This is a genomic window from Pseudomonas sp. Pf153 (assembly GCF_001269775.1).
In the GTDB taxonomy this organism is placed as follows: Bacteria; Pseudomonadota; Gammaproteobacteria; order Pseudomonadales; family Pseudomonadaceae; genus Aquipseudomonas; species Aquipseudomonas uvaldensis.
In genome coordinates this window covers 297,844-313,921 of record NZ_LHVL01000013.1, presented here as the reverse complement: position 1 = coordinate 313,921, position 16,078 = coordinate 297,844, and the positions used below count along the sequence as shown (strand labels likewise).

At 60.0% G+C, this 16,078-nt stretch carries 20 protein-coding genes; 10 read left to right on the top strand and 10 right to left on the bottom strand.

Features of this window, described 5'->3' with window-relative positions:
• Positions 1 to 18: 18 nt before the first annotated feature.
• Positions 19 to 360 (bottom strand): hypothetical protein, encoded by a 342-nt coding sequence (locus AD666_RS10300; RefSeq protein ID WP_053151172.1) that lies wholly within the window; start codon positions 358 to 360, stop codon positions 19 to 21.
• Between the two features lie 271 nt (positions 361 to 631).
• Here AD666_RS10300 and yghU point away from each other — a divergent pair, with 271 nt between their 5' ends.
• The 3 genes from yghU to AD666_RS26605 all read left to right on the top strand — a co-directional run bounded on the left by yghU (position 632) and on the right by AD666_RS26605 (position 2,453).
• A complete protein-coding gene (yghU, locus tag AD666_RS10295; protein WP_053151168.1) occupies positions 632 to 1,471 on the top strand; it encodes a glutathione-dependent disulfide-bond oxidoreductase in 840 nt (279 codons plus the stop codon).
• A gap of 132 nt (positions 1,472 to 1,603) precedes the next feature.
• Entirely contained in the window at positions 1,604 to 2,137 is a 534-nt protein-coding gene (locus tag AD666_RS26610) for a cupin domain-containing protein (RefSeq protein WP_053151165.1), read from the top strand.
• A gap of 22 nt (positions 2,138 to 2,159) precedes the next feature.
• On the top strand, positions 2,160 to 2,453 hold the full coding sequence (locus tag AD666_RS26605) for a putative quinol monooxygenase (protein ID WP_053151162.1): 294 nt from the start codon (positions 2,160 to 2,162) through the stop codon (positions 2,451 to 2,453).
• Positions 2,454 to 2,502: 49 nt separating this feature from the next.
• Here the strand turns inward: AD666_RS26605 and AD666_RS10280 are convergent, their stop codons facing one another.
• Positions 2,503 to 3,420 carry a LysR family transcriptional regulator gene (locus AD666_RS10280; protein ID WP_053151159.1) on the bottom strand — a complete coding sequence of 306 codons (918 nt, stop codon included), beginning with the start codon at positions 3,418 to 3,420 and terminating at the stop codon, positions 2,503 to 2,505.
• Positions 3,421 to 3,551: 131 nt separating this feature from the next.
• Here AD666_RS10280 and AD666_RS10275 point away from each other — a divergent pair, with 131 nt between their 5' ends.
• The gene (locus tag AD666_RS10275) at positions 3,552 to 4,340 is read left to right on the top strand and encodes an SDR family NAD(P)-dependent oxidoreductase (protein ID WP_053151158.1); all 789 of its coding nucleotides are present in this window, start codon (positions 3,552 to 3,554) and stop codon (positions 4,338 to 4,340) included.
• A gap of 66 nt (positions 4,341 to 4,406) precedes the next feature.
• Here AD666_RS10275 and AD666_RS10270 read toward each other — a convergent pair whose 3' ends face one another.
• Both AD666_RS10270 and AD666_RS10265 read right to left on the bottom strand, forming a co-directional pair.
• Positions 4,407 to 4,814 carry a VOC family protein gene (locus AD666_RS10270; RefSeq protein WP_053151154.1) on the bottom strand — a complete coding sequence of 136 codons (408 nt, stop codon included), beginning with the start codon at positions 4,812 to 4,814 and terminating at the stop codon, positions 4,407 to 4,409.
• A gap of 186 nt (positions 4,815 to 5,000) precedes the next feature.
• Entirely contained in the window at positions 5,001 to 5,927 is a 927-nt protein-coding gene (locus tag AD666_RS10265; RefSeq protein WP_053151150.1) for a Gfo/Idh/MocA family protein, read from the bottom strand.
• 262 nt (positions 5,928 to 6,189) lie between these two features.
• Between AD666_RS10265 and AD666_RS10260 the strand changes: the two genes are divergently transcribed.
• Complete coding sequence (locus AD666_RS10260) at positions 6,190 to 6,618, top strand: DUF2628 domain-containing protein (protein WP_053151147.1); 429 nt, start codon at positions 6,190 to 6,192, stop codon at positions 6,616 to 6,618.
• A gap of 177 nt (positions 6,619 to 6,795) precedes the next feature.
• Here AD666_RS10260 and AD666_RS10255 read toward each other — a convergent pair whose 3' ends face one another.
• Positions 6,796 to 7,578 (bottom strand): DeoR/GlpR family DNA-binding transcription regulator, encoded by a 783-nt coding sequence (locus AD666_RS10255; RefSeq protein WP_053151146.1) that lies wholly within the window; start codon positions 7,576 to 7,578, stop codon positions 6,796 to 6,798.
• Positions 7,579 to 7,787: 209 nt separating this feature from the next.
• On the opposite strand from AD666_RS10255, the gene AD666_RS10250 reads away from it, so the two are divergent.
• Positions 7,788 to 8,801 (top strand): response regulator, encoded by a 1,014-nt coding sequence (locus tag AD666_RS10250; RefSeq protein WP_053151143.1) that lies wholly within the window; start codon positions 7,788 to 7,790, stop codon positions 8,799 to 8,801.
• 3 nt (positions 8,802 to 8,804) lie between these two features.
• Positions 8,805 to 9,758, top strand: a complete 954-nt coding sequence (locus AD666_RS10245; RefSeq protein ID WP_053151139.1) for a sensor domain-containing diguanylate cyclase — start codon at positions 8,805 to 8,807, stop codon at positions 9,756 to 9,758.
• 40 nt (positions 9,759 to 9,798) lie between these two features.
• Here AD666_RS10245 and AD666_RS10240 read toward each other — a convergent pair whose 3' ends face one another.
• Positions 9,799 to 10,959 carry a hypothetical protein gene (locus tag AD666_RS10240; protein WP_053151135.1) on the bottom strand — a complete coding sequence of 387 codons (1,161 nt, stop codon included), beginning with the start codon at positions 10,957 to 10,959 and terminating at the stop codon, positions 9,799 to 9,801.
• 160 nt (positions 10,960 to 11,119) lie between these two features.
• Between AD666_RS10240 and AD666_RS10235 the strand changes: the two genes are divergently transcribed.
• On the top strand, positions 11,120 to 12,268 hold the full coding sequence (locus AD666_RS10235; RefSeq protein WP_053151132.1) for a MalY/PatB family protein: 1,149 nt from the start codon (positions 11,120 to 11,122) through the stop codon (positions 12,266 to 12,268).
• A gap of 41 nt (positions 12,269 to 12,309) precedes the next feature.
• Here the strand turns inward: AD666_RS10235 and AD666_RS10230 are convergent, their stop codons facing one another.
• Complete coding sequence (locus AD666_RS10230; RefSeq protein ID WP_053151295.1) at positions 12,310 to 12,714, bottom strand: VOC family protein; 405 nt, start codon at positions 12,712 to 12,714, stop codon at positions 12,310 to 12,312.
• Between the two features lie 190 nt (positions 12,715 to 12,904).
• Here AD666_RS10230 and AD666_RS10225 point away from each other — a divergent pair, with 190 nt between their 5' ends.
• Positions 12,905 to 13,762 carry an SDR family oxidoreductase gene (locus tag AD666_RS10225; RefSeq protein WP_053151129.1) on the top strand — a complete coding sequence of 286 codons (858 nt, stop codon included), beginning with the start codon at positions 12,905 to 12,907 and terminating at the stop codon, positions 13,760 to 13,762.
• 40 nt (positions 13,763 to 13,802) lie between these two features.
• Here the strand turns inward: AD666_RS10225 and AD666_RS10220 are convergent, their stop codons facing one another.
• The 3 genes from AD666_RS10220 to AD666_RS10210 are packed head-to-tail and all read right to left on the bottom strand — an operon-like array spanning position 13,803 to position 15,295.
• Positions 13,803 to 14,252 carry a DUF421 domain-containing protein gene (locus AD666_RS10220; RefSeq protein ID WP_053151126.1) on the bottom strand — a complete coding sequence of 150 codons (450 nt, stop codon included), beginning with the start codon at positions 14,250 to 14,252 and terminating at the stop codon, positions 13,803 to 13,805.
• A gap of 7 nt (positions 14,253 to 14,259) precedes the next feature.
• Positions 14,260 to 14,778, bottom strand: a complete 519-nt coding sequence (locus AD666_RS10215) for a hypothetical protein (protein ID WP_053151124.1) — start codon at positions 14,776 to 14,778, stop codon at positions 14,260 to 14,262.
• Positions 14,779 to 14,794: 16 nt separating this feature from the next.
• Positions 14,795 to 15,295 carry a CinA family protein gene (locus tag AD666_RS10210; RefSeq protein WP_053151121.1) on the bottom strand — a complete coding sequence of 167 codons (501 nt, stop codon included), beginning with the start codon at positions 15,293 to 15,295 and terminating at the stop codon, positions 14,795 to 14,797.
• Positions 15,296 to 15,464: 169 nt separating this feature from the next.
• Between AD666_RS10210 and AD666_RS10205 the strand changes: the two genes are divergently transcribed.
• Positions 15,465 to 16,076 (top strand): Yip1 family protein, encoded by a 612-nt coding sequence (locus tag AD666_RS10205; RefSeq protein ID WP_053151118.1) that lies wholly within the window; start codon positions 15,465 to 15,467, stop codon positions 16,074 to 16,076.
• Positions 16,077 to 16,078 lie beyond the last annotated feature (2 nt).

The window sequence follows — 16,078 nt, the reverse complement described above, 5'->3', positions numbered from 1 at the left end:
ACAAAACGTTCGAACCGGTCAGATGCAATCCTGCGCGGCACGCTCAAAACTCGACGGCAAGAGGCTCGAAGCCAACAGCCGTCGTTCATAGATAAAAACCTTGCCGCCGTTTCCGGCCTTGTAGGCCTCCAGCACGTTGTCCGCCGCGACTTTGCTCGGCACGACGATCCGGTAGCTGCGTTGCGTCTGCGAGACGGTCGGGTTGAGTGTACTGCCCTGTAATTTCGGCACGACGCAATCGGCGTATTCGGCAGGGGTCTTGTCGGTCACCAAGGTCAGGGTCGGATCGTTTGGCGCGGACGCACAACCGGCGAGCAGTACAGAAGCCATCGCCAGGACCGGAATGAATAAAAGGCGCATCGGGCTTTCCTGAAAATAAAGAGCGGTTCGTTATGCGATGGTGGCGATTGTCCAATGCTCGGCAGCGAAGCAGAACTTGCTTTGCTTGATGATCACTATCACTTCAAGCAATAGTTATGGCATAGACCTTCCCAGCCGACTCCTATTCAATCGTGACGTTGGCCCTGCACGGTCATTGACCGTGCAGGGGCCGTTCACTTTTGCGGCTGCAGTGATTGCCGCGAGCAAACGCCGCAAGCAAACGCCGCAAGCAAACGAAAAGGAACGTCCCATGAATGAAACGTCCTACACGCCTCCAAAAGTCTGGAAACACGAAGCGCCCTCCGGCGGTGAATTCGCCAATATCAATCGCCCCGTCGCAGGTCCAACCCACGAAAAAAACCTGCCTGTCGGCAAGCATCCACTGCAGCTCTATTCCCTGGCCACACCCAACGGTGTGAAGGTGACCATCCTGCTCGAGGAACTGCTGGCACTCGGGCACACCGGCGCGGAGTACGATGCCTGGCTGATTCGCATCAACGACGGGGACCAGTTCTCCAGCGGTTTCGTCCAGATCAACCCGAACTCAAAAATCCCGGCCCTGGTGGACCGCAGTGTAGAACCGTCGATCCGTGTCTTCGAGTCCGGCTCGATCCTTTTGTACCTGGCAGAGAAATTCTCGGCGTTCCTGCCCTCCGATCTGGCCGGTCGCACCGAAACCCTGAACTGGCTGTTCTGGCAAATGGGTTCGGCCCCTTACCTGGGGGGAGGCTTCGGACATTTCTACGCGTACGCACCGGAAAAGTTCGAGTACCCGATCAATCGCTTCACCATGGAAGCCAAGCGCCAACTGGATGTCCTGGATCGTCGGCTTGCCGAAAGCCGATACCTGGCTGGTAACGATTACACCATCGCCGATATCGCGGTCTGGCCGTGGTATGGCCAGCTGGTTCGCAACAACGTGTATTCGGCTGCCGAGTTTCTCAGCGCGCACGAATACACCCATGTGCAGCGCTGGGCGGAAGAAATCGCCAAGCGGCCAGCCGTCATCCGCGGACAGCGCGTCAACCGGACGTGGGGGGATGAGGCCAACCAGGTGCCGGAGCGGCATGCGGCCCAGGATCTGGAATGATCGTGGAGACGGGCCTGCCTGACTGACTGTCCGGCCTTGAATTCAATTCAACAATCATGTGCCGCCCTTGCCGCTTATCCAGCTCAGGATGTCGATTGATACTGGCCCCATCAATCGACGCAAGAGGCTCCCATGAAACACCCATCCCTGCTCAAAAAAACCGTGTCCCTCGGCATCCTGTTGACTGCGCTGCAAGGTATACCCCAAGGCGCGATGGCGGCGAATGCCGGGCAATCCGCAGCCACGCCTGCGGTACCGGAGTTGATCAACCCAGGCCAATTCAAATGGCAGAAAACCATTCCCCAACTGGGGGATAGATCCCCTGAATACGCCATCCTGCACGCAGACACCGAAACCGGCCTGACAACGTTGATGTTCCGCACACCCGTGGCGGTGCACATCAAGCCACACACCCATGCCCGCGCAGAAACCCATGTGGTACTGGTGGGCGGCACTCATGTCTTTGCGTCTGAAGGCGTGCGCTATGACATCGAGAACGGTGGTTTCTTCCGTGCGCCCGGCGGAGTCGTACATGAAGCCTGGCTACCGGCCGGGTCACAGACGTTCAACATCCTGGAGAGTGGTTGGGTCGTGGACTGGATCAACGGCGGTCCGTCTGCCGAGGACGTTGACCAATACCCCCCGAAATCCACTGGTAAGCGTTGATCGGATCACGAGGAAATCACACATGTCTGAACCATTGATCATCATTGCCCGCGCACGGGCGCGACAGGGCCTGGAAGCGCAGATGGTTACCGCCCAGAAGGCACTGGTCGCCGCTACCCGTGGCGCTCCCGGCTGCATCAATTACGAACTGCACGTGTCCAACCATGAGCCCGGCCTGGTGACATTCTTCGAACGCTGGGCGTCCGTGCAAGCCTGGCAGCAACACATGCAAAGCGAGGCCGTACGGACATTCCGGGAAACAGCCGGACATTGCATCGGGGATTTCGAACTGGAAGAAATGCACCAGGTGGCATGACCCATCACTTCTGGCAAAGCCGCAGTCCGAACACTGCGGCTTTCGTCGTTCAGCCCATCCGCCCGATAGAACTGAGGAAGGGCCCGATCCGCTCCACCATGAAGTCAATGAACACCCGCACCCGCTGCGGCATGTAGCGCTGGTTGCTGAAGATCGCATGGATCTCTTCGGTGTCTCCGGGATTGTAGTCCCCGAGCAGCTCGACCAGGCGCCCCGCCGCCAGATCATGAGCGACGTGAAACAGGCCCAGGCGGCTGATGCCCAGCCCGTTGATTGTCAATTGGCGCATGGTTTCGCCATTGTTGGTCAGGACGTCACCGCGGACTGCCAAGTAGTGAGTGTGGCCTTCCATCCTGAACGGCCATTCATCCCGCGAGCGCCGGAAATTGAAATTGAAACAGCGATGGTTCACCAGATCTCCAGGGACCCGTGGTACGCCGTGACGCTCCAGATAAGCCGGTGAAGCGACCACGGCGCGGCGACTTTGGCCCAGGTTTCGCGCCCGGAAGCTGGCATCGTCCAGCGGGCCCATGCGGATCGCGACGTCGATACGTTCGCGCTTGAGGTCCACCAGCGCATCGGTCAGTGACAGATCGAGTGTGATGTCGGGATAGCGCTGGTTGAAATCACTGATGATCGGTAGCAACTGATGGGTGCCGAAGGGGACGGAGACGTTGATTCGCAACAATCCGCCGGGCATCACCGCTGTCCCCACGGCGTCCTGTTCCGCCTCCTCGATGTCATTGAGGATGCGTATGCAACTGTCGTAAAAACGTCCTCCCTCATTGCTGATGGTCAACTGCCGCGTGGAGCGCTCGAAGAGGACAACGCCCAAGCGCTCTTCCAGCCGCGTGATGAGCTTGCTCACGGCAGATGGCGTGATGTCCAGCAGCTTGCCGGCTGCTGAGAAGCTGCCGGTTTCGACCACTTTACTGAATACCAGCATTTCGCCGCTTCGGTTATCCATGCGTACTCTATCTATGAATTGATTTCCGCAATCATATTCCATTACACGGTCTTATCAACATAACAGCCGCTCCCCATACTTTCTCGCAAGCGAAACGATTCGCTCAACGACCTCGATCGCAGGAGAACAGAATGAACCTTGAGTTAAACGGCAAGACAGCGCTGGTCAGTGCTTCGACTTCAGGCATCGGCCTGGCTATCGCCACGCAGTTGCTGGAAGATGGCGCCCACGTCATCATCAACGGCCGCAACGGCGATACGGTCGCCCGGCAGGTCAGTGAACTGAATCAGCGCTTCGGCGGCGAACGCGCCCTGCCCCTGGTGGCGGACCTCAGCCAGCCTGGCGGTGAAAAACTGGCCGCCGCGGCCTACCCGCAGATCGATATTCTGGTCAACAATCTGGGCACCTACGAACTGAGCGACTTCTTCAGCACTCGCGACGAGGACTGGCAACGCATGTTCGAAACCAACGTCTGGAGCGGCGTACGGCTGGCGCGCACCTACATGCAGGGCATGCTGGAACGGGGCCGGGGCCGGGTCGTCTTCATTTCCAGTGAAGTGGCACTGACGCCAATGGCGTCCATGGCTCACTACAGTGCGAGCAAAGCCACCCAACTGTCGATTTCCCGTAGCCTGGCGGAGCTGACCAAGGGCACCGCCGTGACGGTCAATGCCGTGCTGCCAGGGCCGACCGAGACGGACAGTCTCAAAGGCTTCATCGAGTCGGTGAGCCCGGACCTGTCCTACGCCGAGGCCGAAAGGAAGTTCATGGCAGAAAATCGTCCTTCATCGTTGATCTACCGTCTGGCGAAACCGGCCGAAGTCGCCAACGTGGTGGCCTTCCTGGCCAGCGACCGCGCCGCGGTCATCAATGGCGCGGCGATTCGTGCAGAAGGAGGCACGGTCCAGACCATCGCCTGATCGCGCGCAATACCGCCACAGCGCCAGGGCGGCATGTCCCGCCCTGGTCCGACAGTAGCCAATACTCTATTGGCGCCCCTCACAGTTGACCATCCAGGCAACGCCGAAACGGTCTTCGAACATGGCGAAACGTTCCGCCCAAAAGGTTTTTGCCAATGGCATATGCACCCGGCCGCCTGCGCTCAAGCCCTGGAACAATCGCTCGGCCTCGTCCACGCTGTCGACGTTCAGGGATACCGATACGCCCTGCGGCTTCTGGAACGGCTGGCCCGGCGGGCAATCGGAGGCCATCAGGCTGAAGGCACCCACGGTCAGGCAGGTGTGCAGGATCAGGTTCGGATCCTTGGGCATGCCGGTCTCTTCAGGCGCCTCGGCAAACGACATGGAAAACAATTCGCCGCCCAGCACCTCCTTGTACAGGGTAAACGCTTGCTTACAGTTACCATTGAAAGTCAGGTAGGGAATGATTTTCATGGTGGAACCTCCTGTGATCGGTTTTCACGGTTGATGGGAGCTGCACGGGCCTTTGCTTTCTGCTCGCATGCCCATAATCGAATGGCCATGGACGAAATCGACAACCGTTCGAATTATCTTCGACAGATGGAACCGAACAGGGTCGGGCTTCGAATCCGGGCCCTGCTCTTGCGGCGCGTCTGATCCTCAGTCGTAGAACGGTTCAACCAGCGTGCGGCTGCCCACGAAGAAGCTGTCCGCCACCAATCGCAACGGCTGCAGGTCCAGGTCGCTGGTTCTGTCGGCGATCAATTGCTGGAAATGCCGATAAACCGCCGCATACTCGCCCTCCTCCGAAACCGCCTGGCGCACGCCGTCGATGCTCATCTGCGCTCCTCCATTGTCCAGCCGCAGGATGCCTTCGGCGCAGCGAATCTCGATGCTCCAGAGCTCCTCATGACCATGGTCGAAATCGAATTCGGCGCGGATGTCCAGATGGCGGGCATCCGACATGCGGATGCTGGCGGCAATGGGCGACTGGCAATTGTCGGGGACACGCAACTCGGCCGACTCGACGAACAGCGGCAAGGGCAACAAATGGGTGGCAATAGACAACGCGTTGATACCCGGATCGAAGACACCCAGGCCTCCGGGTTGCCAGATCCACGCCTGACCGGGATGCCATTTGCGCACATCTTCCTTCCAGTCGATCCGCACGCTTTGCACGGTCCGGGTGGCCAACCAGTCCCGAGCGGCCTCGATACCCGGCGCATAGCGCGAATGCCAGGCAAACAGCGCGCTGACGCCGTATCTGTCGGCCTGAACCACCAGCTCCATGGCTTCCCCCAGAGTGGCACACGGCGGTTTCTCCACCAGGACATGCTTGCCCGCGGCCAACGCCTGTTGCACCAACGCGAATCGACCCTGTGGCGGTGTACAGAACGCAATGGCGTCAACCTGCGGGCCGTTGTCGAGCAATTGGCCCAGGGACTGGAAGTTCTCCACGCCGGCGCAGGGTTTCCCCTGGGTGGCGACGGCCACCAGCTGGAACGCCGGGTTGGCGTGGATGGCGGGAACGTGTTGGTCCTGGGCAATCTTGCCATAGCCCACCAGACCGAGACGAATCGGTTGCATCTGGGACTCCTGATTTTTATACGCTGGTTTTTATGTAAGGGTCGGGCAGCAAACTAGACGTAATTGCCGTGGCAGACAATGGGCACGTTCGGGATGGGGATGGCCCGGTGTCCACAGGAAAGTGATACGTGTCACAGATCGGAGGGCCGCCGAGGCTGGCGATGCGGTATTTTGCCGCTTGAACGCTTATAAAGCGTGCAGTGCGAGCACAGGAAATCCGGAAGAACGACTCACCCCTCATGGACCCCAAAGGAGCTACAGAATGAGCAGCAGCGAGCAATTGCAAGCTACCGGTAAATACAGCGCCAAATGGCAGGAGCGTTTCAACTTCTTTGAAACCTACGGAGCGCCCAGCGATCCGCGCTACAAGGAAGCCATGAAGAAACTGCCTGACTTCAAGAAGAAGATCCTTATCAACGCCAACATCATCGCCTTCTTCTTCGGTCCCATCTATCTGTTCGTCCTGGGCCTGTGGAAGAAGAACCTGGCCATGATCGGCCTGATCATCGCGATCAACATCGCCTTGAGTGTCATTTTCGCGATCATGGGCATGGAGGTTCCAAGGCCCCTGAACACCGGCCTGAGCGTCGCGTTTTCCATGACCTACGCGATGATGACCAACTACGCCTACTACCTCAAGGAAGTGAAAGGCGAGCAAGGCTGGAACCCGTTCCAGGGTATGCGCTTCTGATTGCTCGCCCGGCTACTCAAGAGCCCGCGCCCCGTTACAGGGAGCGCGGGCTCTGCATTTTCGCATTCCGTATGGGCTCAGCCGATTTCCCCCGCCCATGTCCAATTGCACGATCATCCGGGCATCGGTGATGAAGCTGTAGCGCTTGTCCTGCCGGTACCGCCCAGCGGTCCTGCATCACTCGCGAGCGGCGGCCACAACATTGGAGATTCTGCTGAAAAAAGGCTCCAACCGTTCACGCGGTGCATCATGCTCCACCACCAGGGCCGTGACCTCTTCGCAGGAGGCTACCTGGTAGTGGGCAATGCTGGACAATTTCTGATTGGTCACCGCCACCACCACCTGACCACTCGCCGCAACCACTGCACGTTTGAATTCCGCGTCATCGAGACCGAATGCCGTGATGCCGTTGTCCGGATCGATGGCACAGGCGCCGAGAAAACACAGGTCGAAACTGAACTGCTGCAATTGCCGTACGGCGGTCAGCCCGATGACGCCGCCGGCCACGGGGTCCAATTGGCCGCCCAGCAAAATGACCTTGGCCCGAGGCAGCTTCATCAATTGCACCGCGATCAACGGCGAGTTGGTGCCTACGGTCAATGACAGTTTCGGGTCGATGGCGCTGGCGATGGCCAGGTTGGTCGAGCCGGCATCCATAAAGACATGTTGGCCTGCGCTCAACAGCGAAGCCGCTGCCTGGGCAAGGCGCCCCTTGCGCGCAGTGTCCTGACGTATCCGCACGTCCATCGGCCCTTCGGCCGCGGGCAACAGGATGGCGCCGCCGTAAACGCGCTTGCACAACCCCGCCGCCGCCAAGGCACTCAGGTCACGCCGTATCGAATGTTCGGACACCTTGAATTCGCTGGCCAGATCGGCTGCGATCACTCGGCCGTACAAGGCCAGGCGATCTCTGATCAGTTGCTGGCGTTCGCCGGGAAACGCTTCTGAGAATGTATTCATGAATAAACAAACCCGCATAAACAAGCGCAAACAATCATAAGCGAGCAATATGCCGATTATTCGGCAGGGCGTCAAAGCTGTTCATTTATCGAACTTCCGGGGACAACGACGCTTCAAAATAAAACCACCTGAGGGATTTGACGGTCGATAACCCTGCTCGTTAGGTGGTTTTACCGGGCCTATGGCATGATGCCCTAGTACTTACCCTGATGAGAGCCGTGTCTGTGTCAGTGATTCCCCTAGTGGTATGTGACGACTCCAACATGGCCCGTAAGCAAGTATTACGGGCGCTACCGGCGGACTGGCCAGTCTCCATCACCGAGGCCAGCCATGGTCGCGAGGCCATGGACGCCATACGCAAGGGGTTGGGCCAAGTGGTATTGCTCGACCTGACCATGCCCGAGATGGACGGCTATCAGGTGCTGAGCGCCTTGCGCACCGAAGGATTGAAGGCGCAAGTCATCGTGATCTCCGGCGACGTACAGGAAGAAGCGGTACGCCGTGTCCATGAACTGGGTGCCCTCGCCTTCCTGAAAAAACCCTTCGACGAAAACGAACTGCGCCAGACCCTAGGCCGCCTGGGGTTGCTGAACGGGCCGGGCCTGACCACGTCGCAAAATCGCTCGACCGCCAGCACCGCCATCAACTTCCACGATGCCTTCCGCGAAACGGTCAACGTGGCCATCGGCCGTGCAGCCGCGCTGATCGCCAAGGTACTGGGGGTCTTCGTGCAGTTGCCGGTGCCGAACGTGAATATCCTCGAAGTGGGCGAACTGCACATGGCGCTCGCCGATGCCGGCAGTTCCCGGCAACTGACCGCCATCTGCCAGGGATTCATCGGCAGTGGCATTGCCGGCGAAGCATTGCTGATATTCCACGATTCGGAGATCGCCGATATCGGCCAGTTGATGCAGCGCCAAAGCGACGACTATTCGGACCTGGAAATGCTCCTGGATCTTTCCAGCGTGCTGATCGGTGCGTGTCTGAGCAGCATCGCCGAACAGATCGATGTGGTGTTTTCCCAAGGCCATCCGCAAGTGCTCGGTCAGCACGCCGCCATCGAAGAGTTGATCCGGGCCAATCGCACCCACTGGAAAAAGACCCTGGCGGTGGAAATCAGCTATGGCCTCGAAGGCCAGGATATTCGCTTCGATCTGTTATTGCTGTTCACGGAAGATTCCATCGAGCGGTTGACCCACAAACTCGCCTACTTGATGAGTTGAGCCATGAACAATCCTGTCGATCTGAATGAATTTCACTGGTTGCTGGCGATTGTCCAGAGCATCGATGTCGGCGTGGTGGTGCTCGACCGCGAGTACCGGGTGCAAGTCTGGAACACCTTCATGGAGAACCGTTCCGGGATACAGCCCAAGGATGCCCACAACCAGCACTTCTTCAGCCTGTTCCCTGAAGTCGACCGTCAATGGTTCATTCGCAAGGTTGAAAGCGTCGCCACACTGGGCACGCCGGCGTTTACGGTCTGGGAGCAGCGCCCGTACCTGGTGCGGTTCAAGAGTTACCAGCCGATCACCGGCCAGGAAGAATTCATGTTTCAGAACACCACGCTGCTGCCGCTACGATCCCCCGACAGCCACATCAACCATATCTGCCTGGTGATCTACGACGTCACGGACGTTGCCACCAACCGGCATCAGCTCCAGGCCGCCAATGCACAGCTGCAGTTGCTCTCCAGCACCGACCGACTGACCGGCCTCTACAACCGGGGGCATTGGGAAGAAAACCTGAAGGCCGCCTATGCGCGCTACCAGCGCTATGGCAACACGTCCAGCCTGGTGATGTTCGACATCGATCATTTCAAGCGGATCAACGACACCTACGGGCACCAGGCCGGTGACAAAGTGCTCGAACAGATCGCTGCGATGGTTCGCGAGCACGTGCGCGAATCCGATGTGGCCGGGCGCTATGGCGGTGAAGAGTTCGGTGTGGTGCTCTCGGACACCGACAAGGTCGGTGCCGGGATGTTCGCCGAACGCCTGCGCAAGGCTGTTGAGGAAATGGACGTGCCTTACGGTGAGCAGGTCATCCGTTTCACCATCAGCCTCGGGGTGGCCGAGATGAACCAGCCACTGAACAACCACGCCGACCTGATCTCCCGGGCCGACCAGGCCTTGTATACCTCCAAGAAGACCGGGCGCAACCGAGTGACGGTGTACGAGTGATGCATGGAGGGACACCCCGGATCAGGGTGTCCGCCGCTCCTCAGGGCAACTGCAGCGCTACTCCACCGGGATGCTTGCTGACCAGGCTATAGGGCAGGACGCTCCATTCGACGCCACCACACGCCGCGGCGACATGGGGGAAGGAAGGCTCGATCATCAGACCTTTGTCCGTAAAGTACCAAGTTGGGAAGCGCCATGGATCCTCCTCGCTGTACGCGCACTCTGCGTCGCTGCTCATCGGGTTCGGATAAAGCTTGAGGAACTGCGCCACCAGCCAGGGCGCGAACTCGTTGGAACGGTAGGCGGAGAAGGCCTCGAATCCGTCGGCGGACGCGTCGCTCTGGCTGTCGAGTTCGTCGTAATGCAACGGCTTGCCTTCGCCGACCCAGAGCACGTCCTCGAGCACCAGGGACTGGCCGGTCTTCGCATCGAGATTGAGCGCAACGTTGTTGTGATCCGGATAAGGACCGCCACAACTGTACGCCGTGCCGATATTCACGCTGATGACCGAGGGCGTCATCAGCAGCGGCTTGATCGTTTGTTCGTAGGTGCTTGCCTCACCACCGGCCAGGCACCCGTAGTACCCCACCACCTCCTGCCACAGGCGCCCCAACAATTGCTGGTTGATCCGCTGCCGCTCTTCGACGCTGTAGCCCGACACCACTTCGAATAATGTCAACTTCGTCTGCGGCTCGATCCACCATTGCAACGAGTAGCCATTGAACGTCTCGGTCTTGCCCGGCTTGAGCGTCATGCCCTGCAGACGCAGGTATTCGTAGGGCGCGCTGTCGCGGAGTCGGGCGATATAGGGCAACGTTCCGCCCGGCACATCGGCCAGCCTGGCCGGCTCGAGTTCGACCTTCAGGACCTTGCCTTTGCCACTGCGCCATTCGCCGTCAAGACCGTTGGCCGTGGCCACCAGATGCAGCTGCGGCCCCGGCGCATCGCCGTCATGCCGACGTTGGCCTTCGTCCAGTACCAGCGTCTGGCCCTGTTTCTTGCCGCTGAGCAGCAGGTCCTTGCGGTACTTGCGATAGAAATAGCGGCCCTCGCCCGAGCTGGAATCGAGCTCCAGCACGATCGGTATGTCCCCCAGCGTACCGGTGTAGACACGGGCCTCCTTATCAGCCAACGGTGCGGTGGAAAAGCTTGAGCAGACCGCCATGACCAGGCCAGCCAGATAAACAGATCCTTTGGACATCGTGTCATCCTTGAAAATTTGCGCGTCGACTTGCTAGAAATTAGCACGGTTGCGAACAAACGGACGCCCGAATATCAGCGTGCACGCGACGCGGACGCGAAGTGTCCGGCCGATTGCTTTATCATGTGCGCCATTTCCTTTGCGACCCGATGGAACGATCATGACTTTCGATTTCGACCCCGTATTTGACCGCCACGGCACCGGCAGTACCAAGTGGAGTCGCTATCCGGCCGACGTGCTGCCGATGTGGGTGGCCGATATGGACTTCCCCGCCCCGCCGGTGGTCATCGATGCGCTGCGCAAACGCCTGGAACATCCGATGCTGGGTTACAGCGTGGCCCAGGACAACCTGCGGGCAGCCATCGTGGCGGACCTGTGGAATAAATATGCCTGGCGCGTGGAACCCCAGCAGATCGTTTTCCTGCCGGGAGTCGAGCCGGGCTTCAACATGGCGCTGCACGCCCTGGTGGAGGCGGACCAGAACGTGGTGGTGCAGGTGCCCAACTATCCGCCGCTGCGCAATGCCCCAGGCCACTGGAAGCTGAACAAGGTGGAGCTGCCGTTCAACGCGCTCAACGGTGAGTTCCACACGCCGCTGGCGGCGTTGCGCGAGGCACTGAACGGCGGCGGCGCGCTGTTGTTGAGCAATCCTCATAATCCGTTGGGCAAGGTATTTGCGCGAGAAGAGCTCAAGGCCGTGGCGGACATCTGCCTGGAACAGAATGCCTGGATCATCTCCGATGAAATTCATGCCGAACTCTGTTTCGATGGTCGCGTGCACATCCCCACTGCATCCCTGAGCCCGGAAATCGCCGAGCGCACCATCACCCTGATGTCCGCCAGCAAGGCTTTCAACATTGCCGGCCTGAAAACCTCATTCGCCATCATCCAGAACGCCAAGGTTCGCGAGCGGGTCAACAACGCCCGGGCCGGCATGGTCGACAGTGTCAACGCCCTGGGCCTGGAGGCGACGCGAGCGGCCTACAGCGAAGCCGGCCCCTGGCTTGACGCCTTGAAGGGGTATTTGCAAGCCAACCGCGATTACCTGGTCGAGGCCGTCAAGACCCGCCTGCCTGGCATCATCATGACCGTACCGCAGGGCACCTACCTGGCGTGGCTGAACTGCTCGGGACTGGGGCTGGAGGACCCACAGGCGTTCTTCCTCGACAAGGCCAGGGTGGGACTCAGCGCCGGCCTGGATTTTGGAGACGATGCCAGGCAATTCGTGCGCCTGAACTTTGGCTGTCCGCGGGCGCTGCTGGAGGAAGGCATCGCACGGATGGAACGCAGTTTGAAAGCCAGAGGCTGAGCGGTGGCAGTTGCGAGCGCCTTCGCTCACAACTGCCTGCTTCACTCATGCATGTCCGGCGTGTACACGAAACACAGCTTGTTTCCCTCCGGATCCCGGCAGTACGCCCCAAAATACCCTTCTGAATAACGCGGACGCAGCCCTGGAGGGCCTTCGTCGTGCCCCCCCATGGCGATCGCCAGCTCCCAGGCGGCGCGCACCGTTTGCGGTGAGTCGGCGGCGAAGCTGACTTGCATGCCGTTGCCCCAGGTCGCGGGCAGGCCATTGAACGGCAGTTGCACGAACACCTGAGGCCAGTGCTTTCCGGGTTGATGCCAGCCTTCTCCCGGCGGGCCCGAATCGTCTTCACTTTCCATGCGCACCAACCCCAGGCAGCCGAGGACTGCATCGTAGAAGGCGATCATTTTCGGCAGGTCGCGCGCGCCGATCTGTATGTGGCTGAACACGTCCATCTCCCGGTTGAATGCGCATGGCTGTTGGATGACGCCTGTTCCAAGGCGTTCCTTGTCGTAGATGAGCGGTCGCCGAAACGCTCCGCGCCACGCTCATCGACCGATGCGGTGATCCAACCGAACTCTGGCCGAAGGCAGGCAGTCCACCCTGCAACGCAACTTCAACCTGCCCTGGAGAACGACGATGGCCGACTACCCTTTCCCACCTTTTCCGAAACAGAGCCAACCGGTACCCGGCACTCAGTACAAGATGGACCCGTATCCGGACTGCGGCGAACAGAGCTACACCGGTTCCGGGCGCTTGGCGGACAAGATCGCTCTGATCACCGGGGCCGATAGCGGCATCGGTCGCGCCGTGGCGATTGCCTTTGCCCGCGAAGGCGCCGACGTGGCCATCGCCTATCTGGACGAACACGAAGACGCCAGGGAGACCGCCCGCTGGGTCGAGCAGGCCGGCCGCCAATGCCTGTTGCTGCCAGGGGACCTCGCGGACAAGGCGCAATGTCGCAAGACGGTTGACGAGACCGTGGCCCGCTTCGGGCATATCGACATCCTGGTGAACAACGCCGCCTTCCAGATGACCCACGAGAACCTGGAAGACATTCCAGATGAAGAATGGGTTCGCACCTTCGATATCAACATCACCGCGATGTTCAGGATCTGCCAGGCAGCCGTACCGCACATGAAGGCCGGTGGCTCGATCATCAACACCAGTTCGGTCAACTCCGACATGCCCAAGCCGACATTGCTGGCCTACGCCACGACCAAGGGCGCCATCGCCAACTTCACCGGTGGCCTGGCACAAATGCTCGGCCCCAAGGGCATCCGTGTGAACAGCGTGGCGCCAGGGCCGATCTGGACGCCGCTGATCGTCGCGACCATGCCCGAGGAAGAGGTGCAGAATTTCGGTTCCCAGACACCCCTGGGCCGTCCGGGCCAGCCGGTGGAAGTGGCGCCGATCTATGTGCTGCTGGCATCGGATGAGTCCAGCTACATTTCCGGGTCACGCTATGGCATTACCGGCGGCAAGCCGATGCTCTGAAGCTGCGGCGGCACGGGCGAGGGAGCTTTTCCCTCGCCCGTCAGGACGACTCCTTGGGGATCACCGATATTTTTCCGTTGCGCTCGATGATCGCGAACTTGATCTGCGCCAGGGTCTCGATGCCCTGGCTCGAACGCGCCGCTTCCATGATGTCTTCCTCTATCAACCGCGCATGCCGCATGCGCCCCCGCAGGAGCCGGCCATCCTCGACGATCACGGTCGGCCCGCCATCGATCAGCCGTGACACCCAACTTGAACGCTGTTTGAGCAGCGACAGCCCCACGTCGATGGCAATCAGCGTCACGATCACCATCAACGCATTGGTCAACGAGAAGTCATCCCCCAGCAGAGCCTGCTGAGTCGCCTCGCCGATGATCATCAGCAGCACGAAGTCGAAAGTGGTGATGTCCGCCAGGGAACGACGGCCGGCGATCTTGAACAGCACCATCAATGCCAGGTACATCACGGCGGCCCGCAGCACCGAATCCATACGTCACCTACGGAAAAATGAATTGATCGAAACTCACCGCCACGCCACCGGGCATGGCGATGCGGCTGTGGTACATGCCCAGCCCTTCGCTGAGCAGGGACAGGTGAAGACTCGCCTCGCCCCGGGCATCGGCCTGGACCCAGAGTTTCATACCCTGCCCCGCGCTTGCCGAACGTACAGGCTGGGGCTGCAGCGTCTGCACGTCGAACCCATCCATCCAGTCACCGCCCAGCTCCACCTCCAGCAGAGCATCCGGCTGGCCCTTGAGCTGCAGGACCATGGGATGGGTGGAGCCGTTGCGATGAAACAACTCGTAGCTGACCCTCAGCCGGCCATCACTGCTTTGTGCGTCACGGCTACTCAGGGGGCCACGGGAGAACAGCCCCGCCAGTGTCAGAATCACCAACAGCACCAGCACGTACCAACCCACTCGCTCGAAGCGCCAGACCTTGAGCTGGTAGGCCATGTCTTCGCGTACCGGAAATACCCGATTGTGGAAATCGTCGGGATCGGTGTTTTCGTTCATGCACGCCTCCTGCCTGCTACCTGCGCTCTCCCGCCAAGGCGCGCTGGTGGAAGTGTCGCAGCTGCAGGAGCGCATGCTCGGCAGCCCATAGCTGGACCTGGCTGCGCGTACCGAAAAAGCGCTCCCGGCGACTGAACAGCGCCCGTTGGCCCTGGATATCGAAGGCCCAGGCAAAACATACGGTGCCGGCGGGAATCCCATCCATGTCGTCGGGGCCGAGAATGCCGGTGGTGGCGACCGAAACATTGGCATTGGCGTCATGCAAGGCGCCCAAGGCCATTTCCTCGGCCACTTCACGACTGGTGAGGTTGAAGGTATCGATGGTGCGAGGGTTGACCCCCAGCAGCCGTTGTTTCGCCTCGGGGGAATAGACCACGTAGCCACTTTCGATCAGCGAACCGCTGCCCGGCACCTCGGCCAGCAGCGTGACGATCTGGCCGGCGGTACAGGACTCGGCAGTGGTCAGGCGCAGGTTATGGTCATGCAGATAAGCAACCAGTGAATGAGCGACAGTCATGACACATGGATCCTTCAAGAGATTCTGATGGGTTGACCGCCGTCGCCGTCATTCATTCCCTTTGATCGCATCGCCTCCTTGAAGCTGCAAATAAATGAAACCCCAGGGAAATCCCGCACCTCAAAACCACATGGGCCTCACGCAGAGGCTGTCTCGATAGGAGGTCGTCATGTCAGCACCCCTCGTCAAGCTGTTCACCCATCCGGAGTTCGCCTGGAAAGACATCCGCGAACAAGAACAGGCTCATCCGAGCCATTACCTCGCCCATTTGCTGTTGCTGGCCCTGATCCCGACGGTGTGTCTGTTCATCGGGACCACCTGGACCGGCTGGAGCCTGGCCGAGAATGAAACGGTACGCCTCAACAGTGCCAGCGCATTGCAGCTGTGCGTGCTGCTGTACCTGACCATCGTGGCGGGCGTGGTGCTCATGGGCGCGTTCATCCGCTGGATGTCGCGTACCTTCGAGGCTCGTCCCACGCTTAACCAGTGCATCGGTTTTGCGGCCTATACCGCCACGCCCTACTTTCTCGCCGGCTTGCTGGGCCTCTACCCCAACCGTTGGCTGGCGGCCATTGTGCTGTTGGCGGCGTCGGCCTACGCAACCTTCCTTCTGTTCGTTGGCCTGCCCAAGTTCATGAACCTGAAGAAGGAACAAGGCTTGCTGTATTCGGCCAGTGTCTGGGGCGTGGGGCTGCTGGTCCTGGTGACCATCCTGGTGGAGATGATCCTGTTCTGGTTCAACGTGCTGCAGCCTGAGTACCTGCGCTTCCCGGCGGGATGAGG

Coding starts and splice junctions, on each gene's coding strand:
- AD666_RS10270 (WP_053151154.1), bottom strand. CDS start 4,814: ATGAAAATCATTCCCTACCTGACTTTCAATGGTAACTGTAAGCAAGCG.
- AD666_RS10225 (WP_053151129.1), top strand. CDS start 12,905: ATGGCCGACTACCCTTTCCCACCTTTTCCGAAACAGAGCCAACCGGTA.
- yghU (WP_053151168.1), top strand. CDS start 632: ATGAATGAAACGTCCTACACGCCTCCAAAAGTCTGGAAACACGAAGCG.
- AD666_RS10260 (WP_053151147.1), top strand. CDS start 6,190: ATGAGCAGCAGCGAGCAATTGCAAGCTACCGGTAAATACAGCGCCAAA.
- AD666_RS10275 (WP_053151158.1), top strand. CDS start 3,552: ATGAACCTTGAGTTAAACGGCAAGACAGCGCTGGTCAGTGCTTCGACT.
- AD666_RS10300 (WP_053151172.1), bottom strand. CDS start 360: ATGCGCCTTTTATTCATTCCGGTCCTGGCGATGGCTTCTGTACTGCTC.
- AD666_RS10220 (WP_053151126.1), bottom strand. CDS start 14,252: ATGGATTCGGTGCTGCGGGCCGCCGTGATGTACCTGGCATTGATGGTG.
- AD666_RS10255 (WP_053151146.1), bottom strand. CDS start 7,578: ATGAATACATTCTCAGAAGCGTTTCCCGGCGAACGCCAGCAACTGATC.
- AD666_RS10250 (WP_053151143.1), top strand. CDS start 7,788: ATGAGAGCCGTGTCTGTGTCAGTGATTCCCCTAGTGGTATGTGACGAC.
- AD666_RS10265 (WP_053151150.1), bottom strand. CDS start 5,927: ATGCAACCGATTCGTCTCGGTCTGGTGGGCTATGGCAAGATTGCCCAG.
- AD666_RS26610 (WP_053151165.1), top strand. CDS start 1,604: ATGAAACACCCATCCCTGCTCAAAAAAACCGTGTCCCTCGGCATCCTG.
- AD666_RS26605 (WP_053151162.1), top strand. CDS start 2,160: ATGTCTGAACCATTGATCATCATTGCCCGCGCACGGGCGCGACAGGGC.
- AD666_RS10280 (WP_053151159.1), bottom strand. CDS start 3,420: ATGGATAACCGAAGCGGCGAAATGCTGGTATTCAGTAAAGTGGTCGAA.
- AD666_RS10245 (WP_053151139.1), top strand. CDS start 8,805: ATGAACAATCCTGTCGATCTGAATGAATTTCACTGGTTGCTGGCGATT.
- AD666_RS10215 (WP_053151124.1), bottom strand. CDS start 14,778: ATGAACGAAAACACCGATCCCGACGATTTCCACAATCGGGTATTTCCG.
- AD666_RS10210 (WP_053151121.1), bottom strand. CDS start 15,295: ATGACTGTCGCTCATTCACTGGTTGCTTATCTGCATGACCATAACCTG.
- AD666_RS10240 (WP_053151135.1), bottom strand. CDS start 10,959: ATGTCCAAAGGATCTGTTTATCTGGCTGGCCTGGTCATGGCGGTCTGC.
- AD666_RS10205 (WP_053151118.1), top strand. CDS start 15,465: ATGTCAGCACCCCTCGTCAAGCTGTTCACCCATCCGGAGTTCGCCTGG.
- AD666_RS10235 (WP_053151132.1), top strand. CDS start 11,120: ATGACTTTCGATTTCGACCCCGTATTTGACCGCCACGGCACCGGCAGT.